We start from the raw sequence: 23,862 nt of genomic DNA, 5'->3' as shown, positions 1-23,862 counted from the left end.
TTTGTTTTTGTTGGTTTTTAATCACAGAAAATACATTTTTAAACACGCATTTCAGTCCTCTTAAGAGGACTTAATCTTTGAGCCAGGGATTTCAATCCCTGGCGGACTAAGGGAATAGGTGCAAAATATTAGGTGACAGCAATGAATATGAATGCAGCAGAACGGGATTTACGTGTGGAAATGCTCAACAGTCTGCTCACAACTCCTCACCGTCAACTGGAAAAGGTGGCAGAAATTCACAAGTTAATTATCGAATTAGACCCCATTTTTTATGGTCATTTAGCAGTGTGGTATCAACGTCACGGCGACGTGCGAGATCACAAGGAAGTTTTTGCCGGAAATTTGCTGACTTCGGCGCTGACGGAACACCGAGATGCCGGTTTTATGATGCTGCAAGAGTTCCCTCCCTACGAGGTTTCGCGGATTGTGGACTTTATGAAGCGGCACCAGAACAAGGTGCCCCGCAGCGCGCGCACTGCTGTTACTCGCTATCTGAAATCGCGGGAAAAGAATGCACAGTTTTTCGATCGCGCCGCCATCCGCAACCGCAAGGCGATGAAGCATTTGTACGCAACGCTGCACGTCAAGCCGAGCGATCGCGCTAATGCTATCCTGTTTAAAGACAATCCGCCGGAAGACTCTCTGGCATTCGTTTTGAAGCAGTTAGCAAAGGCGGCGACACCTGCGGAACAGGCGAATTTGATTGTTGAGTACAAGATTCCGTATACGATCGCAGTTGGTGCGATCAGACAGCTAACGCCCACGGTTTTGGCTGCGCTGATTAACTCGATGTCGCCGCAGGAAGTCATCAACAATTTGAAATCGATTCAGTCGCGGGGCGCGATGGATCACGCGGAAGTCAAGCAGTTGATTGACTCGAAGCTGGATGAAGCCGCAAAGTGCGATCGGGTTTCTGCTTACAAAGCGAGTGTGGCGGGCGCGGGCACAAACTTCGACGCAGCAACGGCGGCGAAGCTGGAAGCGGTGACAAACGAACAGGTGAAGAAGCGCGGCAAGATTGCGAAAGCAACCGGTTTGTTGATTGACAAGTCTGGTTCGATGGAAAGTGCGATCGAAATCGGTAAGCGTCTAGCTGCCTTGATTTCCGGCATTTCCGACGCTGCACTGTTTGTCTACGCCTTTGACACGATGCCGTATCCAGTGCAAGCAAACGGCAGCGAATTGACAGACTGGGAACGCGCTTTCAAGCACATCCACGCTGGCGGTGGCACAAGTTGCGGTTGCGCGGTGGAAGCAATGCGAATTAAGAAGCAAGTTGTCGATCAATTTATCCTCGTAACAGATGAAGGCGAAAACTCTTCACCTTACTTCGTGGATTCTTACCCGAATTACTGCCGCAGTTTGGGAGTAATTCCTGATGTTCTGATTGTGCGAGTTGGTGATTGGTGCGAAGATGTTGAGAAGCACTTAAAGGACAAACAAGTATCGGTGGAAACCTTTACGTTTTCCGGTGATTACTACTCCTTGCCGAATTTAGTGCCGATGTTGAGCCGTCCTTCGCGGCTGGAATTGTTGATGGAAATTATGGATACGTCGCTGCCTGTGAGGGATGATAAATAAGATGTAGGGTGCGTACTCCGCACCTTACTTATTATATAGTTACAATTGACCAAAATCGGAAGGACAAGACGCTATGAAACTAGCTGAAGCTTTAATTTTAAGAGCTGACTGTCAAAAAAGAATGGAACAACTGCGAGCCAGATTGATAAGAAGTGCTAAAGTACAGGAAGGAGAAGAACCTCCAGAAAATCCCCAAGCACTAATTAGCGAATTAGATGCAGGGGTGCAAGAACTGGAAGACTTAATTAAGAAAATTAACAAGACTAATTCGCTGACAACTCTGGAAGATGGAGTGACTTTATCGGATGCTTTAGCTAACAGAGATGCTCTCGCGCTTAAGCGCGGCATTTACAATTCTTTAGTTGACGCAAGCGCTTTGAGGCAAGACCGCTATACTCGATCTGAAGTCAAATTTTTTAGTACGATCGACGTTGGTGAAGTGCAAACGCAAATCGATCGAATGTCTAGACAGTATCGGGAGTTAGATACTAAAATACAGCAAGCAAACTGGAATACTGAACTTATCGATTGAGCAAGTTGGTAGCCAATGCAATAGAAGCGAGCACAACCCCCAACAGGGTTAAGTTGGACGGTACGGTTGAGAGGCCATAACCAAGCGGGTTCAAACCCCGTATCACAAATCAAGCCTTGATTGTTACAAACGTACAGGGCATTGTTAAAGTTACTACCGCGTGCTGGTCTATTGATATTGGTGAGGGTGGGTTAGGGATTTCTTGCTCAATTGCAAAAAATATTTGGAATTCCAGAAAGCTGTGAGGCTGTTAAAATTTCGATTTTTTTCATCCTCAACCGAAACCGTTTTCCCTATTTTAAATTATTCTGTAGTTTGAGCGATAATTTCTTGTAATTCTGGATTAGCGATGGAGGAGACTAACTGGGAATCCGCACCAGCCAAAGCAGCGCGCAACTTTTCCGAAGTCAGTGCGGGATATTTCTCTAACACTTGCTGTTGTGTCCATCCTGCCGCAAAGAGCCCCAGCAAAAATTCTACAGATAATCGAGTTTCTGGCGCTGCTGGTTGACTTGTTGAAGCTTTCGGGTTTGCATTAATGAGCTTTCGCCAGTCCATTGTTTTACTTAAACGATTGGGGAAGATTCCGCCGATTATACTGCATTTGGACACAGTAGAAACACGGGGATCGTTGACTGACTTTGTAACAGTGCCACCGCAGGTGATACCATTTTAGATTTTAGATTTTAAATTTTAGATTGGGAATCACTGATGAATTAAGGGTTTGAAGCTTGGCGAGAGTCAGATTTTTATTGAACTGGTGTTATTTCCCGATTTTGCGATTAAATTGTTATTACGATCGCAGTACAGCACTTTCTTATAGACTAGAGTAATGGGGTAGCGACGGGGCGATCGCCCTTTTTCGTTTTGTCCGTTTCAATACCAAACCGCGTTAGCGTTAGCGAAGCGATCCGAAGGAAAGCCCGCCCCTACGGGGGCTACGCCAACGAAGAGGATCACGCTAAATCTCAACCCACTGTGCAACCCACTGTCTAACGAACTGTGCAACTCACTGTGCAACCCACAATACAACTACTTTAACTTCTTAAAACTATGGGAAAAAAGTCGAAAGCCAAAAAATCCCAGGTCAAAAAATCCAGTTTGCTCTGCCAGCGACTCCAAGAAGCTCTCGATCGAGGCAGTAAAGTTTGGATTAAAACAAATAATAGCAGTTTCGGCGGCATCCCGATTAATTTGTTCGGGGAGTTTGCAGAACTTTTGGTGATAGTTCCTCCTAACGAACAGGCGGAAAATATCGATGCTTACGGACAAGTTACGTGGCTGATTCGACTCTCTGATATTATTGCACTTGCTTACCCTACTGAATACTGGTCTAAAGATAGATTAGAAAGTTTGCTGCCACCTGATGCAGTTACTTCCGAAGTAGGAGATTAACTGCGTAGGGTGTGCATTGCGTACCCTAATTTTAGCTGAGTTGTATTTGGTATGGTGTGCATTGCACACCATACATTTACTATTTTTTAAGCTGTTTTAGCAGCCAACATATACACCTGTTCCACCGATTTTTATCAGTTTAATTAGTTGTTGCAAGCTGAAAGCTGCACTTTACAGTTACCGCCATCTAGTTCGCTGCAACCTGCAAGAGCTTGAGCTTCTGCTGCGGCTTGATCGTCGCCCCAGCCCGCACCAGCTCCTCCTTTGCCTACTGCGATCGCTCCACAATTATTACTATTAGATGTCAGGGGTTCGCAGTCGTTCGCACCTCCGCTTTGTTCATTGCAGACGGCTACTGCTGCGTTTAGTGCTTCTTTCTCCGTAGCATGATCCCAGCTAATACCAGTGGCGTCAGAAGTCGGAGAATAAGCAGTAGCTCCATAGGTATCCTGAGCTTTAGCTACCTGGACTGAGCCAAAAAGAGGAAGTGTCAAAGCTGTGACTACAACCCACTTAGAAAAAAGCTTTTGCAGCATATTTACTTAAGATATTTACAAGGTTAAGTTGCGAGGTTCGCTCAATATTAGATTAGGAAATTAATTCCTGTCAATAGTGTTGAGTAATCTTTATATTTTCTTAAACTAAGAGTTTCTTCGGTAACAAAAAGTAAGATGAAGGAGGTCAATTCAGTGGCAGATATTCGCAAAATCCTCAGCCAACTTGCGGCCAAAGAAGGGCACTTACTCGATACGCAATTCCTGGCTCCTTGCCTACCCGGGGGGAGCGTGCGGACAAGGGTTAGCTCAATGGTTTATACTTTTCAACCGCAGCCACGCAACTTTGAAGGATGGGCTATTTTTGCGCCAGTAAATGAGAAAATTGCTGCGGTAATTGAGGAGCCGAGTTTGCCGCAAGTGGCAGAGTATTTGCAACTCCTCCTCCCCGTTCGCTTGCACTTGGTTTGCCTGCTGCAAGGGCAAACGTGGCTGGCTTATCCTGTTAACGAATCGGATGCTAAACAGCGCACGGGTGTTGCGAAACCCGTACCAGTGCATTTAGTAACAGAAGGTTCGCAGTTTGAGCCGATTGTTGCGCGCTGGGATGGTCATTGTTTGTGGTTTGAAGAGATTGACAGGCGCGCCGATCCACTGCCCTCTGAGGAGTTAAAAGCAGCTTTAAAAAAGTTGATTTTCCCTCAAGAAGTTCGTTTTAAAGGGATGACACCGGAAATGCGAACTGTTTACGAATTGGTGTCCCGAAATATTAAAGATTTATATCCAAAAGTGCGGGAAGAAAAGCGCTTGCAGCGAGCGTTGAAAATGGGCGGCGGTGAATTGCGGGATTTTTTTGATCGCGAAAATTATTGGCTGGTTGAATGGACTAGCGGAACCGGAGAACATCACACTTCTGCGATCGCCAAAAATGACTTGACAGTTATGAGTGCGGGGATTTGTCTCAGCGGATTGGACAAAGACTTCGACTTGCATTCATTGGTTGGAGTCGTCGAAAATCGCTAATTCTTGATTACCATGAGTATATTTTTTCACGAACAACTTTACAGAAGTGCCGCAGTGATGTCGCTGATCAAAAATTTCCCGGTAACGGTGTGTGGCGCGGGCGCTTTGGGTGCGAATATTACAGAAAGTCTGGCGCGATCGGGCTTTTGTCAGTTAAAAGTCATCGATCGCGATCGCATCGAGGAACGCAACCTTTCCACTCAACCCTATTATCGATCGGACATCGGCGCATTCAAAGCCAAAATTCTCGCCAACAACCTCTACCGCGCTTTGGGAGTCAGCATTGAGGCGCACTCAAAAGAATTGACACCCGCAAATGCCGATCGGCTGCTGGCCAATAGCGCCACAGTCATCGATACTTTTGATAACAGTGTCGGGCGACAAGCAGTCAAGGATTACTGTGCGAGTGCCTCCCTTCCCTGCGTGCACGTCGGATTAGCTGCCGATTACTCCGAAATAATTTGGAACCAAGACTATCGGGTTCCTTCAGCGGCGAATGATGACGTTTGCGATTACCCGCTGGCGCGAAACTTGGTAATGCTGACGGTTGCAGTTGCCTGCGAAGTAATTGTTACCTTTGCTGCTACCAAACAGCAACAAAATTTAACTTGCACGATCGGAGATTTTGCAGTAAAGCCACTTATATTGTAGAATGTCGGTTGACTGTTGCCAGAAACCTGGTCAATCCAGATTGGATGCCCCCATCCTATAAACCCGGTTTCTCACCCTCTAACAATCGTCAAACTTGCAAAAAACGCTTGAGAAAATTAACAGGGAAAGTATGTCCGAACAAGTTTGTACTGGTACTATTTCACTAGAATGCAAGCCAAAACCGCCCCCTCCCCCGCCTCCGCCTCCGCCTAAGCCTAAGCCTTCGCAGCCGACTTTTTATTATTTAGTAGCAGTTCTGGGCTTATTAGTTTTGACTGGCGCCAATGCAGCAAACTATACAGCGGGCAGCACAATTTGCCCCACTAATGATTGCCACGAACCCGAAGTCAGACACCACAAAAGGATTTTAAAACACGGATCGAGAGGGGCAGATGTGAAGAAACTGCAAAAGTTGTTGAACGCGCGGGGCTTGTCCCCACACCCGATCGCAATTGATGGCGTGTTCGGGCCGACAACTCTCACAGCAGTGAAGAAATTTCAGCGGCAATCTCATATTCCTGTAGACGGAGTTGTGGGAGGCAAAACTTGGGACAGACTGTTTGCTAATTCGTAAATTTAAGCACCCGACAGCAAAGGTTCCTAAGTCATCATTGCTAATCATTAATCGCTGCGGTTTGTAGTTGGACAGATAGCGCATTTTGTGCAACTACAGACACAGAAGCTTTAATCAACAATCAATCGCATACTAGATTGCTAATGAATGAAGTTTTAGATTTTTGGTTCGGTCGATCGCACTCTCCTGAGTTTGGCAAAGTCCACAAGAAATGGTTTGAAAAAAATGCGGATTTTGATGCAGAAGTGCGATCGCGCTTTCTGCCACAATACGAACTAGCCGCCTCCGGTAAACTCGACTCATGGCACGATTCCCCCGACAACTTCCTAGCATTAATTCTACTGTTAGATCAATTTCCGCGTAATATGTTTCGCGGAACGCCCCAAGCATTCGCCACAGACAACAAAGCTTTAGCCACCGCCGAATATGCTGTTAATCATAACTTCGATCGCGAATTGCTAACTGTACAAAAATTATTTGTTTATCTCCCTTTTCAACACAGCGAAAACTTAGAAAACCAGCAAAAATCCGTGGAACTATTTCGCCAACTCAGCGGCGAACCTGACAGCGATTCATTCATTGAATACGCGATGCAGCATTTAGAAATAATCCAGCGTTTTGGGAGATTTCCCCACCGCAATCAAATTCTCGGACGCGAAACAACCCCGGAAGAAGCAGAGTTTCTGAGACAACCCGGTTCGGGATTTTAAAGCGCGATCGCCACATTTTTAGGTTATTTGCTGTACAGACTTAAAAATACTATAGTTAAGAGGAATACCCACTAATTTTACAGCAAAAAGCAGGGATTACAATTGATATAAAAAATAGCGCTTTTCGGCTAACATTTAAAATTTCCAATCAAATCGGCTACTAAAATTATCAATATGTGTTTCAAACACCAAGAATATATAGATAAGCTTTCAACTCTATGCCCGCCACAGGACTATGAACCTAAAGAAATGCTGGCTTTTAGATTTGTATTTGAACCCAATGATGAACGATCTATTAATAACTTTAAACCAGTGCTGATAATAACTCCGCAGCGCAACTTACAACCAGCAACTGAAGCAACCAGATGTCAAGGTTATGCGCTATCATTATTTGATACCAGGGAAAATGCCGAAAAACGTTATTTAAAACTAACAAAAAAAAGAAAAAAACTGCGCGATTCTCTGGGGACTCACATAGCAGCAGGATCGATCGACAAGACAGATGGAGTTGTCTCCAAAATAGATGATAACGGTCACTTGAGCCTACATGAATTTGCTACTGCTGATTTAGCAGCAAAATTTGTAATAACATCTTGTTTATTGTAAGGTACAAAAAAATGGAACAATTAATAGGATTTAAACTAAGTAAGTTTCCTCTAACTCTCAGAAGCATAGTCACTTTAGAGTATTTCGACGGCCCCCTGCTATCGCTTTTTGAGAATGAATACGGCGATAGCTATCTTTATTCTTGGTGCGATGTAGATAATTTGTACAATCGCTGGTTGGTTTTCAGAGTTGCACAACTAACTCTCAAGCTTTACATAGAGGGACAAGTTTCATTGCACGAGTTAATTGTAAATCCTGTTGACGGATTTCTATATTCATTAGATATAGACAATGATTTACAGGTGAAAAATACTTATTTAATCCTGCCTGAAAATTTACCGGCAATCTACTTGCCAGAAACAGATTCCTATTACGAACTGTCTGATTTAAATCGCGAAACTGCGGAAGAAGATAGGTTATTAATTTTTCAAAAAATTTCCGGCGAATCTCAACTTAGCAAGGTTTGAATCTGACTAAAAAACCAGATGCCCGACTTCTTGAAAAAGTCGGTATCGAATAGATCGCCCAATCCTCAGCCGCGATACTGCACCCGATAAATCCGGTTGTTCGCTTCCTCAGTAAATAGCAAACTCCCGTCAGGTAAAACCAGCAAACCAACCGGCCGCCCCCAAGTTTTCGGGCCCGACGGATCTGTGAGAAAACCAGTCAGAAAATCCTCATAATAACCTTGAGGGCGTCCGTTCGCCGCATTAAAAGGTACAAACACGATTTTATAACCAGTTCCAGCGTTGCGATTCCAACTGCCGCGAAACGCCACAAACGCCCCATTTAGGAATCTTTTGGGAAACGTTTTGCCGTCGTAAAACTGAAGCCCCAAAGCCGCCGAGTGCGCCTGAAACAGCACGTCCGGCATTAATGTTTTAGCCGCTAAATCAGGTCGATCGCTATTGCCATTTCTAGCGTGGCGCGGGTCGAGCAAATTCGGCTTAAAATAAGTGTAAGGCCAGCCGTAAAACTCGCCTTGACGAATTCTTGTCAAGTAATCCGGCACCAAATCATCTCCCAAACCGTCGCGTTCGTTGACTGTCGTGTAGAGTTGATTGGTTTTTGGGTGAAAATCCAATCCCACCGGATTTCGCAAACCCGAAGCAAAAATTTGCTGGTTCTTGCCGTCCAAATTCATCACTTGAACAGACGCCCTCGGCAGCGGTTCGACATCGGCATTAGACTGCGATCCAACTGAGACGAAAAGCTTGCTCTTGTCGGGGGAAACGACAACATTTCGCGTCCAGTGTTGGTTGTAGCCACCGCCCGGTAAATCGGCAATTTTTTGACCAGTACCGGTCAATTGTTCCTGCCCTTTTGTGTAGGGAAATCGTCGAACTTCATCGGTATTTCCGAGGAAAAAATAGCGATCGGCAAAAGCCATACCAAAGGGAATATTTAACCCGTTTTGGGCACTGGCAAAAGTCTTGCGAACCTCAGCAACCCCGTCGCCGTTGGCATCTCGCAACAGCGTAATCCGATTCTGCCGGGTTTCTGTTACCAAAACATCGCCTGTCGGGGTCAAAGCCAGCCATCGGGGAGCGTCTAAATTGTCAGCAAAAACGTTGACGACAAAGCCAGGAGGCACTCGCAGCACTGGCGATGCGGGAATCGGTATTACTTGAGGAGGTTTTGAGGCGCTTTCGCTGGCTCCTGGCTGCGGCAAAGAAGTTGCAACAATGCGGATGGGCTGCGGCGAAAGCGGTTTGGTCGGTATAATTTGATTTGTCCCAACATTTGTCAGGGGTGCACGGGAGGGAATTTGGGACACGGGGCCGTTGTCGCCCACAGCAGGGGCGATCGCATCTGTAGCTCGATCGCACGCAATCATCGGCAACAGCAGAATTAGCAGCAAGAAACGCAGGTAATACATAGCAGCGATTTCTCAATAATTGCTGGACAATTCTATTATTCTAACTGCTATTAAACAGCGAAGCCACCGCGCACGCGGTGACTTAATTGCGCTAACTCATACCAGTTGCAACAAAAGAATGCAAGTGTAGGCCCGTACTCCAAACCTTGAGCTTCATCAGTCAATCGATTTTAGATTTCAGATTTTAGATTTTAGATTGAAGAAAGCGACCCCACTGATAAATCCGGGGGCTGGCGATTTGGATTCGAGCTTTTTTCTCGCTCCCCGAATGAATCACGCGGCTGGTGACCACATTGCTTTTGGTCATTCCCATCGAAAATCAAAAATCAAAAATCGAAAATGGTATAACCTAGCTCTACCAAAGTCCTCTCACAGGAGCCGGAGCCGGACGGGGAGCCGGAATTGGACGGGGAGCCGGAATCGGAGCCGGAGCCGGAGCCGGACGAGGAGCCGGACGCGGTGGCGGTTCTGGAGCCGGACGCGGTGCCGGTGCTGGGGTTGCGGGACGAGCAACCGTTGTGGCTACCACCTTATAATCGGGGATCACGGCGATATTTTGTATCTGAGAGCCGGCGACGGTGGCTCTGACTTTCATTCCCGGTACCAGGCCAATAATTCTCAGGACGCATCTTTGAATCCTGAGAGTCCTGTACGGCGCGTTTTCTTCGCGAATTGTTACTACATCGCCGACAATACTTTTGACAAAACCGGTAATGGTTCTAGTGTTTGCTGTTGTGGTGGTCTGCGTTTGGGCTATTTGAGTTGCAGGGTTAGCCATCGCAGGATGTACTGAGACCGCCGAAATTACCACCGACAGTGTTGCACCTGTCAATAATTTGATGTTCTGAAGACGCATTGAAACCTCACATTAACTGCTATTCAGGGTCGGGTTTGCTTCCGCTGCACGAAAGTCCCAACCTCTATACCTAATCCAGTTTAATCCCCAGAGTAGGAAATTTATGACAATCTCAAAAAAAGATTATCGAACAAGTATTGAAAGACTAAAGTTTACATCATAAGTTCCCGATTTACAACAAGTTCAGCGGTTTGCATCTCTAGAGTGTTGACGTGATATATTTAGTTTATTCGATCGACCTTAGCAGTTTTTTTCCGCCAACCTAACTGTTGCTGGGGGTAACTCTACCCAAAGACAGATTGTGCTTGCCGGATACAGCAGCGCCATAGTTTGAATACTTAATCGCCAGTCGGTCATGGCTAAAAAATCAAATTAGTTGGAGGTAGAATTTAATCATGTTCTTGGAATATTTACGCATAAACCGGGTTTTCTCACGACCTTCTATTGCGTAATTCCACTGAGCCTCTTATAAAAACCCTGTGGTTTTAGTATTATTGCCTAAGCTTTGTGTTGAGTTACAAGTTATCAGTGGTGAAATTTTACCTAAAAACTGTGCAGCGTAGTTGCCGTCAAAAACCCATCTCAAAATTTTGTGACAGGTGCGGTTGGCGGATAATTAGATAAAAACTTTGTAGGAACTGCTGGTTAGGAGTTTAGCGAACAAAAAATGGTGAACAGCAAATTTTTATTTAATAAGCTAGTTGTGCTGAGCTTGAGTGCAGCCGCGCTGTCGGTCGCCCTACAGCAGCCAGTGGCAGCCGCTACTTCAAGTAATAGCGAACTCGCAGCGCAGCGGCCCACATCCGAGACACAATTGCCGAATATCGAGACCCCAGAACTGCCGCCCTTGGGAGAACCATTTCTTTATATTCCCCAGGAACAAAAGCCTGCGGTAAATCCTATTGAGGAAGTGCATTTAGTGCTCAAATTGCGAGAACGCCGCGTCTATGTTTACCGACAAAATAAGGTGCAAACCAGTTTCCCGGTTGCTGTTGGAAAAGGCGGCTGGGAAACTCCTACAGGCAATTTTAAAGTTATGCAAATGATCAAAGATCCAGTTTGGCAAAATCCTTGGACAGGAGAACTTATTCCTGCTGGGCCCGATAATCCTTTAGGGAGTAGGTGGATGGGGTTTTGGACGGATGGCAAGAATGTGATTGGTTTTCATGGTACTCCGAATCCAGAGTCGATTGGGGGGGCGGCTTCTCACGGCTGCGTCAGAATGTTTGATAAAGACGCACAGGCTTTATTTGAGAAAGTCGCAGTTGGCACACCGGTGATAGTTGAGCATTAATTATTTGGAGGTTGGGGTGCATAAAAATATTCCGGAACAGGCATATTGCCTGTTCCACAAAAACTTAAATTTGGTTGTGGGGAGTAGGGGTTGGGTATCCTGCCCGCCCATGAAAGACTTATTGATAATGCAGCTATTGGGTGAGTTAAAACTTACATTTTGCACCCCTCTCAGCAACAGGCAAGATGCCTGTTCCACAAAGAGTTAAATAGATTGCTGATATTTTTCCAGCAACTCCGGGATGTAATCGTACCCATCAACACCGATCGCAGGAATGATATTCGCTCGACTTTTAGCCAAAGATTGTTTAAAAGATTCCGCCCCCATTTGACCCCGCAAAATTGTCAACAAACCAGCCGATTGACGCCACTCCATCGCACCAATTTGCTCCAAAGTATACATCCCCAAACTGCCTGCAAATATCGCTTTTTCTAGTGAGTTGATTCTGTAATAAGCTTGAGCCAAGTAAGCCAAATTCAGACCTTGCAAATATAAATCCCCTGAGAATTGAGCCGCTTGCCAACCTTTGAGCAAATATTCGATCGCGCCTTCAGCATTTTCCAGGGCGATTTTAGCAATACCGAGACTGCTGGAACAAAAAGCTTGACTTTGGCGATCGCCCAATTTTTCCGATAGCAACAAACCTTGTTCTAAATAGCCGATCGCACTCTCGTAAACCTCCGGTTCCACCTCCTCCAACTGCCGCGCTTGAAACACTTCACTGTAACCCAAATTAGCCAGAGCATTTGCCTCGCCTTGTCGCTCTCCCGTTTGTCGTGCCATAATTAAAGCCCGCTGGCTGTAATTAATCGCTTCCTGATAATTTTTTTGAGCAACATAGTTGCGGCTGATGTGATTGAGATTGGCAACTTCGCAAGCTTTGTCTCCTTCGGTACGGGCAATTTCCAGTGCTTGTTTGTGCAGCAAGAGCGATCGCTCGTAAGCCCCAGCCGCCTGCATCGAATAACCCAAAAGCGTCAGAATCCGAGCTTTCGCTTGAGTGCCTTCAACTCGCCGCAGCGGTTCGTCTAAATAATCCAAAGTATGCCGCAGAGCTTTACCATCAAATGAAGCAAAAATTCCCCCGTAAAGCGGAAAGTATTCTCGCTGAGAAAAAGCGCGCAAAATTTGCAAAGTTACTTGAAAACAAGCATTTGCCAACTGCTCGCCGCTCTTGGTAGAATTATTAAACCCACTAGCTAGCTGACTCCAAATGACCGCAAAAGTAATGTAAGTAGAAATTGAAGCTTTGGTTGACACTTTGGAATCGTAAACTTGCTTGTCAAACCATGTCGCCAACGCCCGCTGCAAGCACTGCAAAATAATCGCAACTTCCACCAATATGCCTAAATCTAAATTTGATTGCTGGGCTGCGAATTGAACTATAGATTCACCGAGCGCTATAGTATTCAAAAGAGCCTGGGGAAAGGGACTATTAACTTTTTTGGCCCAAAAAGCCCAAGGCCCATTTTGTTCGGGACTACCAGCAAATCCTAGCTGCTGCGGCTGATAAATCCAGCCCACAAGTTCCGGTTCCAAACGCTGCCAAGATTCTAAACCTTTAGCGATGCCGGCGGTGATTTGCTGCAAATCTTGTTCGGTTTCGGGATTGGCAGTTTGCAGCATTTGTTGGTGTAGGGATTTTGCCAATTGTTGCAATTGAGCGAGAGTCAGCGGATGTTCTTTATTCGGATCGATTACTTGCAATAATGCCAGAAGGCGGGCGTTAGATTCTGCCGTAACGATTTGTTGGATTGAGGATGCAATTTCGCGATCGACGCGGTTATCTTTCTGCCAGCGTTCCCATTCTCCTTGGATGGTTTTGAGAGCTCGGAGGGTGCGATTTGCCTTTGCTTGTTTGATTTCGTCTTTTTCATTTCTGAGTTGATTTTCGGAGGCATCAAGGCGTTCGCCGAAACAGCGTTCAAAGATTTCGCCAGTACCGGTACTAATGTCTTGCACCAGCATTTGATAAACTTGTTCTTTGGAGCGAATTTGACCTTTGAGGGTGATTTCGACAATTTTGTCGATTAGTGCTAGGTAGCGATCGCGCAGTGAGGTAGAGTCTGGCATAAGTTATTTTTAGTTAATAAGTTTTTATTGACACCGCAGACAGTATTTCGCGCTGCTACTTAATTTTACAGCTCATCTGGATTAATGCCCATTGCTCGCAGTCGATCGGCTAATCGATTTGCTCGCTCTCTTTGTGATTCAGCTCGCTGACTTTCTAATTCAGCTCGCTGTCTTTGAAACTCCTCTGGAGTCAGAACCCAATCGCCACGGACATCGTACCAACGCAGCCACAACCTCGAACAACATTGATAACAACCTTCCCACAAACCTATACCTAATTCTAATTCCGGTATCCAGAATCTGGGTTCGGTTAAAACTTGTTCGCGGTAACGATTGCCAATCAAACGAAATACTCTCAGTTGATTGTTGTACCGACTGAAAACAAAGTAGTAAGGAATCTGCAAAATCTCTTCGTAAACTCGCCACTTAGTAGGCGGTTTATTTCGTGCTTCTTCTGTAATTTCTAAATCCTCATCTTCAGTTCCAGGTGACAGCAGTTCCACTACTACCAGAGGACTGACATTTTCTTGCCACATCACGTAGCTGAGGCGCAATTCGTCACCTCGATAGAATCTCGGAACCCCCAAGACGACAAACCAATCAGGTCTTTTGTACCAATTGAAATGGTGAGAATCGTAGTAGAGATTGATGTCTGTCCCTATAAATATTTGTTCGGGTGGATGGTTGGCGGGGCGGCAGGTTAGACGCAGCAGTTCAGGTTGAAACTCGTGGAATTCGTCAGGCAAACCGGTTTCCTCCGGGTCTTCACTGGGTAAATCATACATCGTAGGGAGAACTTTTGTTTGCGAAGGCTGCGAATCCGGTTCGTACATCGTCATAAGATTACCCAGGCGAGACGGCTTGAGGAGATTGAAGCGGTACGGTAATTGTAATATTATTGTAATATTATAGCGCGATGTGCTTTGTTATGGCAGAAAGTCGGTATTCTTGGTACCGAAAATTTTTGCTAAATAACGATCTTTGGGAACACCATGTTTAATAGTTGTAGTTAGTGAGGCATCACAAAAAAGATGAAAATAAAGCTATACGATATTAAGCTAGATAGTTGATTGGACAAATTGAGTTAGTAAAGGTTAGAATGTTGAGGTTAGAATTCAGCTTTTAGAAACGATGATGACACGCTTAGATACAGTACGCCAACTCCAAGATATATTTATTGCTTGTGCGACAGGTGGCGAACACAGTGATCGGGAATACAGTAAACTCCGTTTAGAGTTATTGAGAGATAGCGCAATCAGAGAGCGCCTTCCTCAATTTGTTAGAAATTGCGACGAACTCTCAAAATTCTGGGGTTTTATTAAAGCAAAGTTCGTTACCTACCAAGAACGAAGGATGTTTATATGGGAAGAATTTGGTTCATTGATTGCGTCTCTAGAGCAAAATATTATTGTGGCTCAACCAGCAGATGATGATATTTCCGCCATTCTTATCAATTTCGGTACAGAACAGGTTCATATTGCTTGGCAAAAAGCTCTTGAACGCCGAAATCAAGATCCGGAAGCAGCGATTACTATGGCGCGTACATTAATCGAATCGGTTTGTAAACACATTTTGGATGAAGCAGGCATTACTCATAGTGATAAAGATGATTTGCCTAAACTATATTATGAAACTGCTAAGCAACTTAATCTGGCTCCTGAACAACATCAAGAAGAGGTTTTTAAACAAATTCTTGGTGGTTGCCAGAGAGTGATTCAAGGACTTGGTACTTTACGTAATAAGCTTAGTGATGCTCATGGTAAAGGGAAAAATGCTATTAAACCTTCTCCTCGACACGCTGCACTTGCTGTCAACTTGGCGGGTTCAATGGCAGCTTTTTTGGTCGCAACTTGGGAGGAGCGATTGTCGAAAGCGACCTAACAAGGCGATTGGAACGGACTGGGGAAAGCGACTGGTAAGATTACAAAGGCTAGTTGCAGTCACTCAACCAGAACTTTAGACCGTTGAAATGCTGACCTTGCAAAGGGAAACGTTAAAAACATCTCGTTTCCCTCTTTCTGTTACCACCTCGGTCTAATACTAGAATTCCGACCTTCTCTGGGAGTTGCTGAAGGCACGCCATTCTTGAAATAATACCGAGCTCGATCGCCCTCCACTCCCTGCCTCACGAAAGTAAAAGCCTAACTTTGTTCATCAAACGCACAGATTTGTTTGCAAAGATCCGGGTCGGGTTGGCTAATATACATATTGCTATAATCAGCGCCAATTCTATCAGTATTTAACTCTAAATTCCACCTTGTCAACAGCCACTAGCTGCGGCACAACAGTTTTAGCTTCTGCACGGATTTTATTCAAAGCAGAGGCTGCACTACTACGCACATTTGGATTGGAGTCTTTCAGCAAAAGAATTAGCTGCGGCAGTGCAGTTTAAGCTTTTGCACGGATTTTATTCAAAGCAGAGGCTGTACTACTACGCACATTGGGATTGGAGTCTTTCAGCAAGAGAATTAGCTGTGGCAGTCCAGTTTTAGCTTCTGCACCGATACTTCCCAAAGCATTGGCTGCACTACTACGCACAGTTACATCTGAGTCTTGAAGCAGGGGAATTAGCTGCGGCACAGCAGTTTTAACTTCTGCACGCATCCTTGCCAAAGCATAGTCTGCACGGCTACGCACCTTTGCATCGGAGTCTTTCAGCAAGAGAATTAGCTGCGGCAGTGCAATTTTAGCTTCTGCACCGATACTTCCCAAAGCATTGGCTGCACGGCTACGCACAGTTGCATCGGAGTCTTTCAGCAAGAGAATTAGGTGTGGCACAGCAGTTTTAGCTTCTGCACCCATCCTTCCCAAAGCATAGTCAGCACGGCTACGCACAGTTGCATCGGAGTCTTTCAGCAAGAGAATTAGCTGCGGCACAGCAATTTTAGCTTCTGCACCAACCGGCACATCTGAGTCTTTCAAGGTTTTGACAAAGGCAGGAATAGCAGGAAGACCGATTTGTCTTAGAACCTCAGCAGCACTCTGGCCGACTGACAAATTCTGATCCTGCAAAGCTTCCATCCAATCAGGGATGGCTGGTTCACCTATTTTTCGTAACAGCTTAATAGCTGGATCAAGTGCCGTTTCATCGTTACTCTTTAACTTCTCGGTGAGGGAGGCAATCTGTTTGGGATTAGCTGTGGGTTCCTCCTTAATTCCAGCCGCAGCATTGCGAGTCAAAAGCAAAGACGATGTGAAAGATAGAAACGAAAGAGTAATTACGGCAGCTAATCTTTGTCGGTAGTGCTTCGTCATGGGCTAGAATCCTTGTGTTTGATGAGCCGTCTCAGCCATTTGAATAATTGTGTATACATTCTCATCAAACTGTTTCAGGACTCTGGGCGCTCTAAATTTGTGCTTGTCCGTGGTGAAATCGATCGCCCTAAATACTGCTTAAAAAGCGCCACTTTAAGAACATTCGGCAGTCTAAGGCATAATTATAGCAATCCTTGTAGGAGCGTAATTTTTTTACTCCACCCTAACCCTCCCCGAACCCGATCGAGCGGGAGTAAGAAATTCACAAATGGTGCGAGGATTGCTATAGATCTCTTATATTCGTTCGATGATGTGTTTATGATTTCCGAACCCCTTACCCTCTCAACAAGCACTCCTGTTTTAGCAGCCAAAGGATTAACTCGTCGTTTTGGTGGTTTAATTGCTGTAAACAACGTATCTTTTACAGTTGAAAAACACGAAATTTTTGGATTGATTGGCCCTAATGGTGCGGGCAAGACAACTCTATTTAATCTCATGACTGGACTGATACCTGCTTCTAGTGGCAACCTGATTTATCAAAATGAAAATATTTCCCAATTGAAGCCTTATCAGATTGCCAATAAAGGTATTGCCAGAACTTTTCAAAATATCCGGTTGTTTGGGGAACTTTCTGCTGTGGAAAATGTGGCGATCGCCCGACACATCCACAGTCGATCGGGAAATCCAGTTTTATCGGTGCTGGCGGGGGTTTTCGGCTTGCCAGCATCTAACGCAATGGAACGCAAAACCCAGCGAAAAGCCTTAGAATTGTTGGATTTAGTCGGATTGGGCGATCGCGCGGGCGAACAAGCCAAAAACTTGCCCTACGGCGACCAGAGGCGCTTAGAAATTGCCCGCGCTTTAGCCTTAGAACCGCAAATACTCTTGTTAGATGAACCTGCGGCAGGGATGAATCCCAGTGAAAAGCACAAATTAAGCGAATTTATCCGAGAAGTACGCCAACAATTCAATTTAACTGTAATATTGATCGAGCATCATGTACCGCTAGTTATGGGGTTGTGCGATCGAATTGCTGTCTTGCATTTTGGTCAGCTTATTGCTTTGGGAGAACCTGCTTTTGTGAGGAATGACCCGGCGGTAATTGAGGCTTATTTGGGAGATGAAACGTAGAGAATCTAAATGTTTACCAGGCTGGGGCGGGAAACGAGTAAAATCAATAGTTGGCCTTACATTAATCTTCCAGTCCTCTTAAGAAAAGTTCAGCTAGGAGTCAAGGGTTGAAACCCCTGGCAGACTGCGGAAAAAGAGACAGTTTTGTTGTCAACAATCAAACCACATAAAATGCACGACAGCGCATCCAACACCACCCCAAACATCCTCTTAGAACTCAAAAATGTTTCTGTAAATTATGGTGGAATTCAAGCCATACAAAATATTAATCTCATGATTAATGCAGGCGAGGTTGTAAGTCTCATCGGCGCCAACGGTGCGGGCAAAAGTACCACATTGAGAGCTATTTCTAAAATAGTTAATTTGCGACAAGGACAAATTATTTATAGCGGGCGCGATATTAGCCGCCGCCAAGCTCACGAAGTTGTAAAATTGGGAATCGCCCACAGTCCAGAAGGGCGGCGGGTTTTGGCGCAGCAAACGGTGTTGACTAACTTGGAATTGGGAGCCTATATTCGATCGGACTCGGTGGCCGTAAAAGCCGATTTAGAGCGCCAATTTGAGATATTTCCGCGCCTAGCAGAAAGGCGCCGCCAGCTAGCAGGAACTCTCAGCGGCGGGGAACAGCAAATGCTGGCGATCGCCCGCGCTCTGATGAGTCGCCCGAAGCTGCTATTATTAGACGAGCCTAGTTTAGGCTTAGCACCTGCGATCGTCAAAGAAATTTTTGCAATTATTCAAAACCTCCGCTCCACAGGCGTTACAATCCTTTTAGTCGAACAAAACGCCAGTTTAGCACTGCAAATTGCCGATCGGGGTTACGTACTAGAAGCTGGTAATATTACCCTCACAGGTATTGGAACGGATTTGCTAAACGACGAGCGAGTCAGGAGCGCATATTTAGGTTGACTTGGTTAATTTTTGGAATCTTGACCGCTTTCTTTGAAGCCGTCAAAGACGTTTTTGGCAAACAAAACCTCAAAAAAAGTGACGAATATGTTGTAGCTTGGTCTCTCTCATTTTTTTCAGTCATCTTTTTGATTCCCTGGGTATTTTATACAGGAATTCCGCCATTAAACTCTCAATTTTGGCTCGCTCTATTAATCGGAGGTAGCATCAACGCTGTCACATCCCTCCTCTACATCAAAGCCATCAAAGTATCAGATTTATCCCTGACACTACCGCTGGTAGCTTTGACACCATTATTCATGTTGGTAACTTCACCGTTAATTGTCGGTGAATATCCAAAACTTTTTGACTATATTGGCATTTTACTAATCGTAGCAGGCTCTTATTTATTAAATATAAAAGAGAAACATAAAGGATATTTAGCCCCATTTAAAGCACTGCTGGAGAAGCCGGGGCCCAAATTGATGTTAATCGTCGCATTACTATGGAGTATTGCCTCCAATTTTGACAAAATAGGAGTTACAAATTCATCCCCTATTTTTTGGGTATTCTCTTTGTTTGGTACAATCACTGTTTTGCTACTACCAGTTTTATTGTACAAAACCCCAAATTCAGGAGAAAAAATTCTCAAACAATTACCCATGCTAGCTGCTATGGGGTCTTTCAATGCTATTGCAGTGCTTTTTCAAATGCAAGCTTTGACATTAACTTTGGTAGTGCAAGTGATCGCGATTAAGCGTACTAGCGTGTTAATGGGTGTATTGTTCGGTCATTTCATTTTTAAGGAAAAAGATATTCAAGAAAGATTATTAGGGGCGGGAATAATGATTTTGGGAGTTTTATTTATCAGTTTATAGGTTGATATTTCCGGGACTTTGACGCTCATTCTCCCCCCGAATGTAGGGGCGGTTCCCCCGTGTCCCCCTCTCTCGGTTGGGCGGGAATGTCCGGGTTGGCAAACACGCCCTAGCCTTTATTTATGTATAAGTCATGTTATAGTAAAGGCGATCGCACTTTCTCTCACTATTTATTAAGATAAAAAAATTAATGCACAAAATAGCCGCCACACCCGGAGGTTGGAACCCTCAAGCAGAAGGAGTAATTTTTATTCAGCAAACCCCAGCACCAATAGTATTTATTAGTGCTGCTGACACCGACATTCAAACTCTCACAGCCGCCGCCTCCAAAATGCCGGCCAAATTTCCCAAAGTGCGTGCAGTAAACCTGCTTCAGTTGCAGCAACAACTAACAATTGATACTTATGCCGAGGAAGTTTTAGAAAGCGCAGAGGTCATAATCTTAAGACTTTTAGGAGGGCGTTCTTATTGGTCTTACGGGTTAGAAATTCTGCGGGAAACTGTGCAGAAAACTAACGCATCACTGATTGTAATGCCGGGAGAAGACAGTCCCGACCCCGATTTAATCAGCCATTCCAATGTATCGCTGTCAGCAGTCAATCAACTTTGGCGCTATTTCACAGAAGGTGGAGTCCAAAACTTTGTTAACGCACTAAAATTTGCCGCCGATACTTGCCTAAAAACTGCTTATAATCCGCCCCTACCTCAAACAGTTTCCCGCGTCGGAATTTATGATTGGAAAAAACAAATTGAATCGTCCCCAACTTGCGGACACGGGGGCATTACTTCTCAATCTAAAGTCGGGATTTTATTTTATCGCGCTCATTACTTATCAGGAAACTTAGCACCAATTGATGCACTTTGTCAAGCTCTAGCAGAGCGAAACTTAGTCCCTGTTCCCGTCTTTGTGTCTTCTCTGCGGGAACCAGATTTGCAAATAGAATTGCTGGAATATTTTCAACCCAAAGAATCAGAACCAATTCAATTATTGCTCAACACTACAAGTTTTGCAGTCTCCGGTTTTAGCAGCCAAGAACCGGAACAAAATAGTTTAAAATCCTTAGATGTCCCTGTATTGCAAGCAATCTTCAGCGGTGGCGGTTTGGAACAGTGGGAAACTGAATTACAGGGACTTTCGCCCCGCGATGTGGCGATGAATGTAGCATTGCCGGAAGTAGACGGAAAAATCATTACTAGGGCTGTTTCTTTTAAAGCGGTACAGACTTGGAACAGCGAATTAGAAACAGATGTAGTAGGCTATGTAGCAGCGGGCGATCGCATTCAATTTGTAGGAGATTTAACCGCGAATTGGGTGAAAATGAAACAAACCCCAGCCGCCAACAGACGCATCGCCATAATTCTGGCAAATTACCCCACTCGCAACGCCCGCTTAGCCAACGGCGTCGGCTTAGATACGCCCGCTAGCTGTGTCGAAATCCTCAAAGCTATGCAGCAAGCTGGCTATCACATTGAAAACATCCCCGCTAGCGGCAACGAGTTAATTGAACTGTTAACTTCGGGGGTAACAAATGACCCGGAAGGACGCGAATTGCGGCCTGTTCATCAATCTTTGGATTTGGCAGAATATGAAGAATATTTTGCGAGTTTGCCCCAGGAAGTGCAAGAGGGAATTTGTAAAAGATGGGGGCTTCCGGGAAGCTATGCACAAGATTTAATAAGTAACAATAGGTCTTTTCCGATTCCGGGGATTCAGTTTGGGAATGTGTTTGTAGGAATTCAACCGTCGCGGGGATATGAAATTGACCCCGCATTAAATTATCACGCCCCAGACTTAGAACCCACTCACAATTATCTAGCTTACTATTATTGGTTGCGCGAAAAGTTGGGAATTGACGCTATAATTCATGCCGGAAAACACGGCAATTTAGAATGGCTTCCCGGTAAAAGTATAGCATTGTCTAACAAATGTTATCCAGAAGTGGCATTAGGCGCGATGCCGAATTTTTATCCCTTCATTGTCAACGATCCGGGAGAAGGTTCGCAAGCAAAAAGACGATCGCAAGCTGTGATAATCGACCACCTGACACCGCCGATGACTCGCGCCGAACTCTACGGGCCTTTGCAGCAGTTGGAAACCTTAATTGATGAGTATTGCGAAGCCCAAAGTTTAGATCCGTCCAGATTGCCCATGATTCGCGATCGCATTCTCGCCCTCACCAACAAAGAAAACTTAGATAAAGACTTAGGAATACAACTAAATAAATCGGAATTTACAGAATTTATCACCCGCACAGACGGCTATCTTTGCGAACTCAAAGAATCCCAAATCCGGGACGGATTGCACATTTTCGGTCAGTGTCCCGAAGGTAGACAGTTGAGAGATTTGATAATTGCGATCGCCCGCCATCCCACCAACGGGCGATCGGGCTTAACCCGCGCCCTAGCAGAAGACTCAGGCTACGATTTCGACCCCTTAACCTGCGATCCAACGTCGATAATTCAGCACCGCACAGCAGGCGATTTAACAGCAGAACTCGAAGAAAAAGCCGCTGAATTAGTAGATAATTTAATCGAAAACATCCGCGTTAATCCGCTTTCATCGGCGGTTAAAAATATCCAAAGAGGAGAAGCAACCCAACAAGAATTACACTGGATAAATAACTATCTTTTACCTTCACTCCTCCAAACAAACCAAGAAATTACCAACCTTTTGCGCGGGCTAGATGGGCGGCACATACCAAGCGGTGCCTCCGGCGCGCCCACTCGCGGCCGACCAGATGTATTGCCCACCGGTCGCAATTTTTACTCAGTAGATATCCGCGCCATTCCCACAGAAACCGCCTGGAGAGTTGGCAGAGTTGCTGCTGAAAATTTAATCGAAAGATACACCCAAGAAAATGGCGAATATCCGAAAACTTTGGGTTTGTCAGTGTGGGGAACATCCACCATGCGGACGGGGGGAGACGACATCGCCGAAGCCTTGGCACTGATAGGAGTTCAACCAGTTTGGGATGGCCCTTCTCGCCGGGTTGTAGATTTTGAAATCTTGCCAGTTTCTGTTTTGGGGCGGCCGCGTGTTGATGTTACTTTGCGAATTTCTGGCTTTTTTCGCGATGCTTTTTTTAATTTAATTGATTTGTTTGACAGTGCGGTAAAAGCGGTGGCAGATTTAGACGAATCGGCAGAAAATAATCCTTTAGCGGCACAAGTTCAAGCAGAGATTCAGTATTGGGAATCTACAGGTTTGAGTCAGGAAGAGGCGCAAGGGCGATCGCAATTTCGAGTCTTTGGCTCAAAACCCGGTGCTTACGGCGCAGGACTTCAAGGCATAATTGAAGCTCAAAACTGGACAGACGACAGCGATTTAGCAAAAGCTTACATTAATTGGAGCAGTTACGCCTATACCTCCTCTAGTTCCTCAAATTTGCCGGGAGATGTAGCAGGAGTTAAACAGAGTGAATGGGGGTGTTCTGCACCCGAAGCATTTGAACAACGCCTCGGCCAAATGCAAATAGTTTTGCAAAACCAAGACAACCGCGAACACGACATCCTCGACTCCGACGATTATTATCAATTCCAAGGGGGAATGACGGCCGCCATTCGCAATTTGCAAGGCAAAAATCCTGAAACCTATTTCGGAGACAACTCGATTCCTGAGAATCCGAAAGTGCGACAACTGCGAGAAGAAATGGCGCGGGTTTACCGCAGCAGGGCTGTGAATCCCAAATGGATAGAAGGTGCGATGCGACACGGTTATAAAGGCGCGTTTGAAATTGCAGCAACTGTTGATTTTTTGTTTGCTTACGATGCTACGGCAAATTGTGTAGAGGATTTTATGTATGAAGGAATCGCAGAGGCTTACATTTTTGATGAGAAAGTGCAGACATTTATTCAAGAAAACAATCCTTGGGCATTGCGAGATATGGCGGAAAGATTGCTAGAAGCTCGTCAGCGGGGGTTATGGCAGAGTGCGAACCAGGATACATTGGATAAATTGAGGTCGATCGCCCTGCAAGCCGAAGCAGTCATTGAATCTCATACTGGTTTCTAGTCTGAACGGAGAAATGATACAATATAGTTA

The 23,862-nt window shown here is 45.2% G+C and carries 23 protein-coding genes; 15 read left to right on the top strand and 8 right to left on the bottom strand.

Annotated features, from left to right (window positions below):
- The first annotated feature begins 141 nt into the window (after window positions 1-141).
- Both QUA36_RS02820 and QUA36_RS02815 read left to right on the top strand, forming a co-directional pair.
- Window positions 142-1,581, top strand: a complete 1,440-nt coding sequence (locus tag QUA36_RS02820; protein ID WP_333455429.1) for a hypothetical protein — start codon at window positions 142-144, stop codon at window positions 1,579-1,581.
- 73 nt (window positions 1,582-1,654) lie between these two features.
- Complete coding sequence (locus QUA36_RS02815; RefSeq protein WP_333455427.1) at window positions 1,655-2,113, top strand: DIP1984 family protein; 459 nt, start codon at window positions 1,655-1,657, stop codon at window positions 2,111-2,113.
- A gap of 303 nt (window positions 2,114-2,416) precedes the next feature.
- On the opposite strand, the gene QUA36_RS02810 is transcribed toward QUA36_RS02815, so the two are convergent.
- The gene (locus QUA36_RS02810) at window positions 2,417-2,671 is read right to left on the bottom strand and encodes a DUF433 domain-containing protein (protein WP_333455425.1); all 255 of its coding nucleotides are present in this window, start codon (window positions 2,669-2,671) and stop codon (window positions 2,417-2,419) included.
- A 495-nt stretch (window positions 2,672-3,166) separates the two neighbouring features.
- On the opposite strand from QUA36_RS02810, the gene QUA36_RS02805 reads away from it, so the two are divergent.
- Complete coding sequence (locus QUA36_RS02805) at window positions 3,167-3,508, top strand: hypothetical protein (protein ID WP_015174354.1); 342 nt, start codon at window positions 3,167-3,169, stop codon at window positions 3,506-3,508.
- Between the two features lie 143 nt (window positions 3,509-3,651).
- Here QUA36_RS02805 and QUA36_RS02800 read toward each other — a convergent pair whose 3' ends face one another.
- The gene (locus QUA36_RS02800; protein ID WP_333233171.1) at window positions 3,652-4,044 is read right to left on the bottom strand and encodes a DUF4189 domain-containing protein; all 393 of its coding nucleotides are present in this window, start codon (window positions 4,042-4,044) and stop codon (window positions 3,652-3,654) included.
- A gap of 153 nt (window positions 4,045-4,197) precedes the next feature.
- On the opposite strand from QUA36_RS02800, the gene QUA36_RS02795 reads away from it, so the two are divergent.
- From QUA36_RS02795 to QUA36_RS02770, 6 genes are all read left to right on the top strand, one after another.
- On the top strand, window positions 4,198-5,025 hold the full coding sequence (locus QUA36_RS02795) for a hypothetical protein (protein ID WP_333455423.1): 828 nt from the start codon (window positions 4,198-4,200) through the stop codon (window positions 5,023-5,025).
- Between the two features lie 12 nt (window positions 5,026-5,037).
- Entirely contained in the window at window positions 5,038-5,676 is a 639-nt protein-coding gene (locus tag QUA36_RS02790) for a ThiF family adenylyltransferase (RefSeq protein ID WP_333455421.1), read from the top strand.
- A 130-nt stretch (window positions 5,677-5,806) separates the two neighbouring features.
- Entirely contained in the window at window positions 5,807-6,250 is a 444-nt protein-coding gene (locus QUA36_RS02785) for a peptidoglycan-binding domain-containing protein (RefSeq protein ID WP_333344282.1), read from the top strand.
- Window positions 6,251-6,393: 143 nt separating this feature from the next.
- Window positions 6,394-6,960, top strand: a complete 567-nt coding sequence (locus QUA36_RS02780; RefSeq protein ID WP_333455419.1) for a DUF924 family protein — start codon at window positions 6,394-6,396, stop codon at window positions 6,958-6,960.
- Window positions 6,961-7,134: 174 nt separating this feature from the next.
- Complete coding sequence (locus tag QUA36_RS02775; protein WP_333455417.1) at window positions 7,135-7,566, top strand: hypothetical protein; 432 nt, start codon at window positions 7,135-7,137, stop codon at window positions 7,564-7,566.
- 11 nt (window positions 7,567-7,577) lie between these two features.
- Window positions 7,578-8,033: a DUF6575 domain-containing protein gene (locus tag QUA36_RS02770; protein WP_333454062.1), complete on the top strand. Its 456-nt coding sequence runs from the start codon at window positions 7,578-7,580 to the stop codon at window positions 8,031-8,033.
- Window positions 8,034-8,098: 65 nt separating this feature from the next.
- On the opposite strand, the gene QUA36_RS02765 is transcribed toward QUA36_RS02770, so the two are convergent.
- Together QUA36_RS02765 and QUA36_RS02760 are read right to left on the bottom strand one after the other, a co-directional pair.
- Window positions 8,099-9,445 (bottom strand): sorbosone dehydrogenase family protein, encoded by a 1,347-nt coding sequence (locus tag QUA36_RS02765; protein ID WP_333455415.1) that lies wholly within the window; start codon window positions 9,443-9,445, stop codon window positions 8,099-8,101.
- Window positions 9,446-9,800: 355 nt separating this feature from the next.
- Window positions 9,801-10,301 carry an autotransporter gene (locus QUA36_RS02760; protein ID WP_333455413.1) on the bottom strand — a complete coding sequence of 167 codons (501 nt, stop codon included), beginning with the start codon at window positions 10,299-10,301 and terminating at the stop codon, window positions 9,801-9,803.
- Window positions 10,302-10,968: 667 nt separating this feature from the next.
- Between QUA36_RS02760 and QUA36_RS02755 the strand changes: the two genes are divergently transcribed.
- The gene (locus QUA36_RS02755) at window positions 10,969-11,595 is read left to right on the top strand and encodes a L,D-transpeptidase (protein WP_333373102.1); all 627 of its coding nucleotides are present in this window, start codon (window positions 10,969-10,971) and stop codon (window positions 11,593-11,595) included.
- 204 nt (window positions 11,596-11,799) lie between these two features.
- Here QUA36_RS02755 and QUA36_RS02750 read toward each other — a convergent pair whose 3' ends face one another.
- Together QUA36_RS02750 and QUA36_RS02745 are read right to left on the bottom strand one after the other, a co-directional pair.
- Window positions 11,800-13,668: a tetratricopeptide repeat protein gene (locus QUA36_RS02750; protein ID WP_333168227.1), complete on the bottom strand. Its 1,869-nt coding sequence runs from the start codon at window positions 13,666-13,668 to the stop codon at window positions 11,800-11,802.
- A gap of 65 nt (window positions 13,669-13,733) precedes the next feature.
- Window positions 13,734-14,507: a Uma2 family endonuclease gene (locus QUA36_RS02745; RefSeq protein WP_333455411.1), complete on the bottom strand. Its 774-nt coding sequence runs from the start codon at window positions 14,505-14,507 to the stop codon at window positions 13,734-13,736.
- A 292-nt stretch (window positions 14,508-14,799) separates the two neighbouring features.
- Here QUA36_RS02745 and QUA36_RS02740 point away from each other — a divergent pair, with 292 nt between their 5' ends.
- Complete coding sequence (locus QUA36_RS02740) at window positions 14,800-15,549, top strand: abortive infection family protein (protein ID WP_333455410.1); 750 nt, start codon at window positions 14,800-14,802, stop codon at window positions 15,547-15,549.
- A gap of 351 nt (window positions 15,550-15,900) precedes the next feature.
- Here QUA36_RS02740 and QUA36_RS02735 read toward each other — a convergent pair whose 3' ends face one another.
- Together QUA36_RS02735 and QUA36_RS02730 are read right to left on the bottom strand one after the other, a co-directional pair.
- The gene (locus QUA36_RS02735) at window positions 15,901-16,038 is read right to left on the bottom strand and encodes a hypothetical protein (protein WP_333455572.1); all 138 of its coding nucleotides are present in this window, start codon (window positions 16,036-16,038) and stop codon (window positions 15,901-15,903) included.
- 18 nt (window positions 16,039-16,056) lie between these two features.
- Window positions 16,057-16,923, bottom strand: coding sequence for a HEAT repeat domain-containing protein (locus tag QUA36_RS02730; protein ID WP_333455407.1), 867 nt, complete (start codon window positions 16,921-16,923; stop codon window positions 16,057-16,059).
- Between the two features lie 318 nt (window positions 16,924-17,241).
- Here QUA36_RS02730 and QUA36_RS02725 point away from each other — a divergent pair, with 318 nt between their 5' ends.
- The 4 genes from QUA36_RS02725 to cobN all read left to right on the top strand — a co-directional run bounded on the left by QUA36_RS02725 (window position 17,242) and on the right by cobN (window position 23,832).
- Entirely contained in the window at window positions 17,242-18,054 is an 813-nt protein-coding gene (locus tag QUA36_RS02725) for an ABC transporter ATP-binding protein (protein WP_333164612.1), read from the top strand.
- 171 nt (window positions 18,055-18,225) lie between these two features.
- On the top strand, window positions 18,226-18,963 hold the full coding sequence (locus tag QUA36_RS02720) for an ABC transporter ATP-binding protein (RefSeq protein WP_333164609.1): 738 nt from the start codon (window positions 18,226-18,228) through the stop codon (window positions 18,961-18,963).
- Complete coding sequence (locus QUA36_RS02715) at window positions 18,960-19,820, top strand: EamA family transporter (RefSeq protein WP_333164606.1); 861 nt, start codon at window positions 18,960-18,962, stop codon at window positions 19,818-19,820. Before QUA36_RS02720 ends, QUA36_RS02715 begins: the two co-directional genes overlap by 4 nt.
- Before the next feature lie 190 nt (window positions 19,821-20,010).
- Entirely contained in the window at window positions 20,011-23,832 is a 3,822-nt protein-coding gene (gene cobN, locus QUA36_RS02710; protein WP_333455405.1) for a cobaltochelatase subunit CobN, read from the top strand.
- Window positions 23,833-23,862: the final 30 nt, after the last annotated feature.

The organism is Microcoleus sp. Pol10D4, from assembly GCF_036701555.1.
Taxonomy (GTDB): domain Bacteria; phylum Cyanobacteriota; class Cyanobacteriia; order Cyanobacteriales; family Microcoleaceae; genus Microcoleus.
Note: the sequence above shows the minus strand (reverse complement) of the source record. Positions and strands in the feature narration are given on the sequence as shown.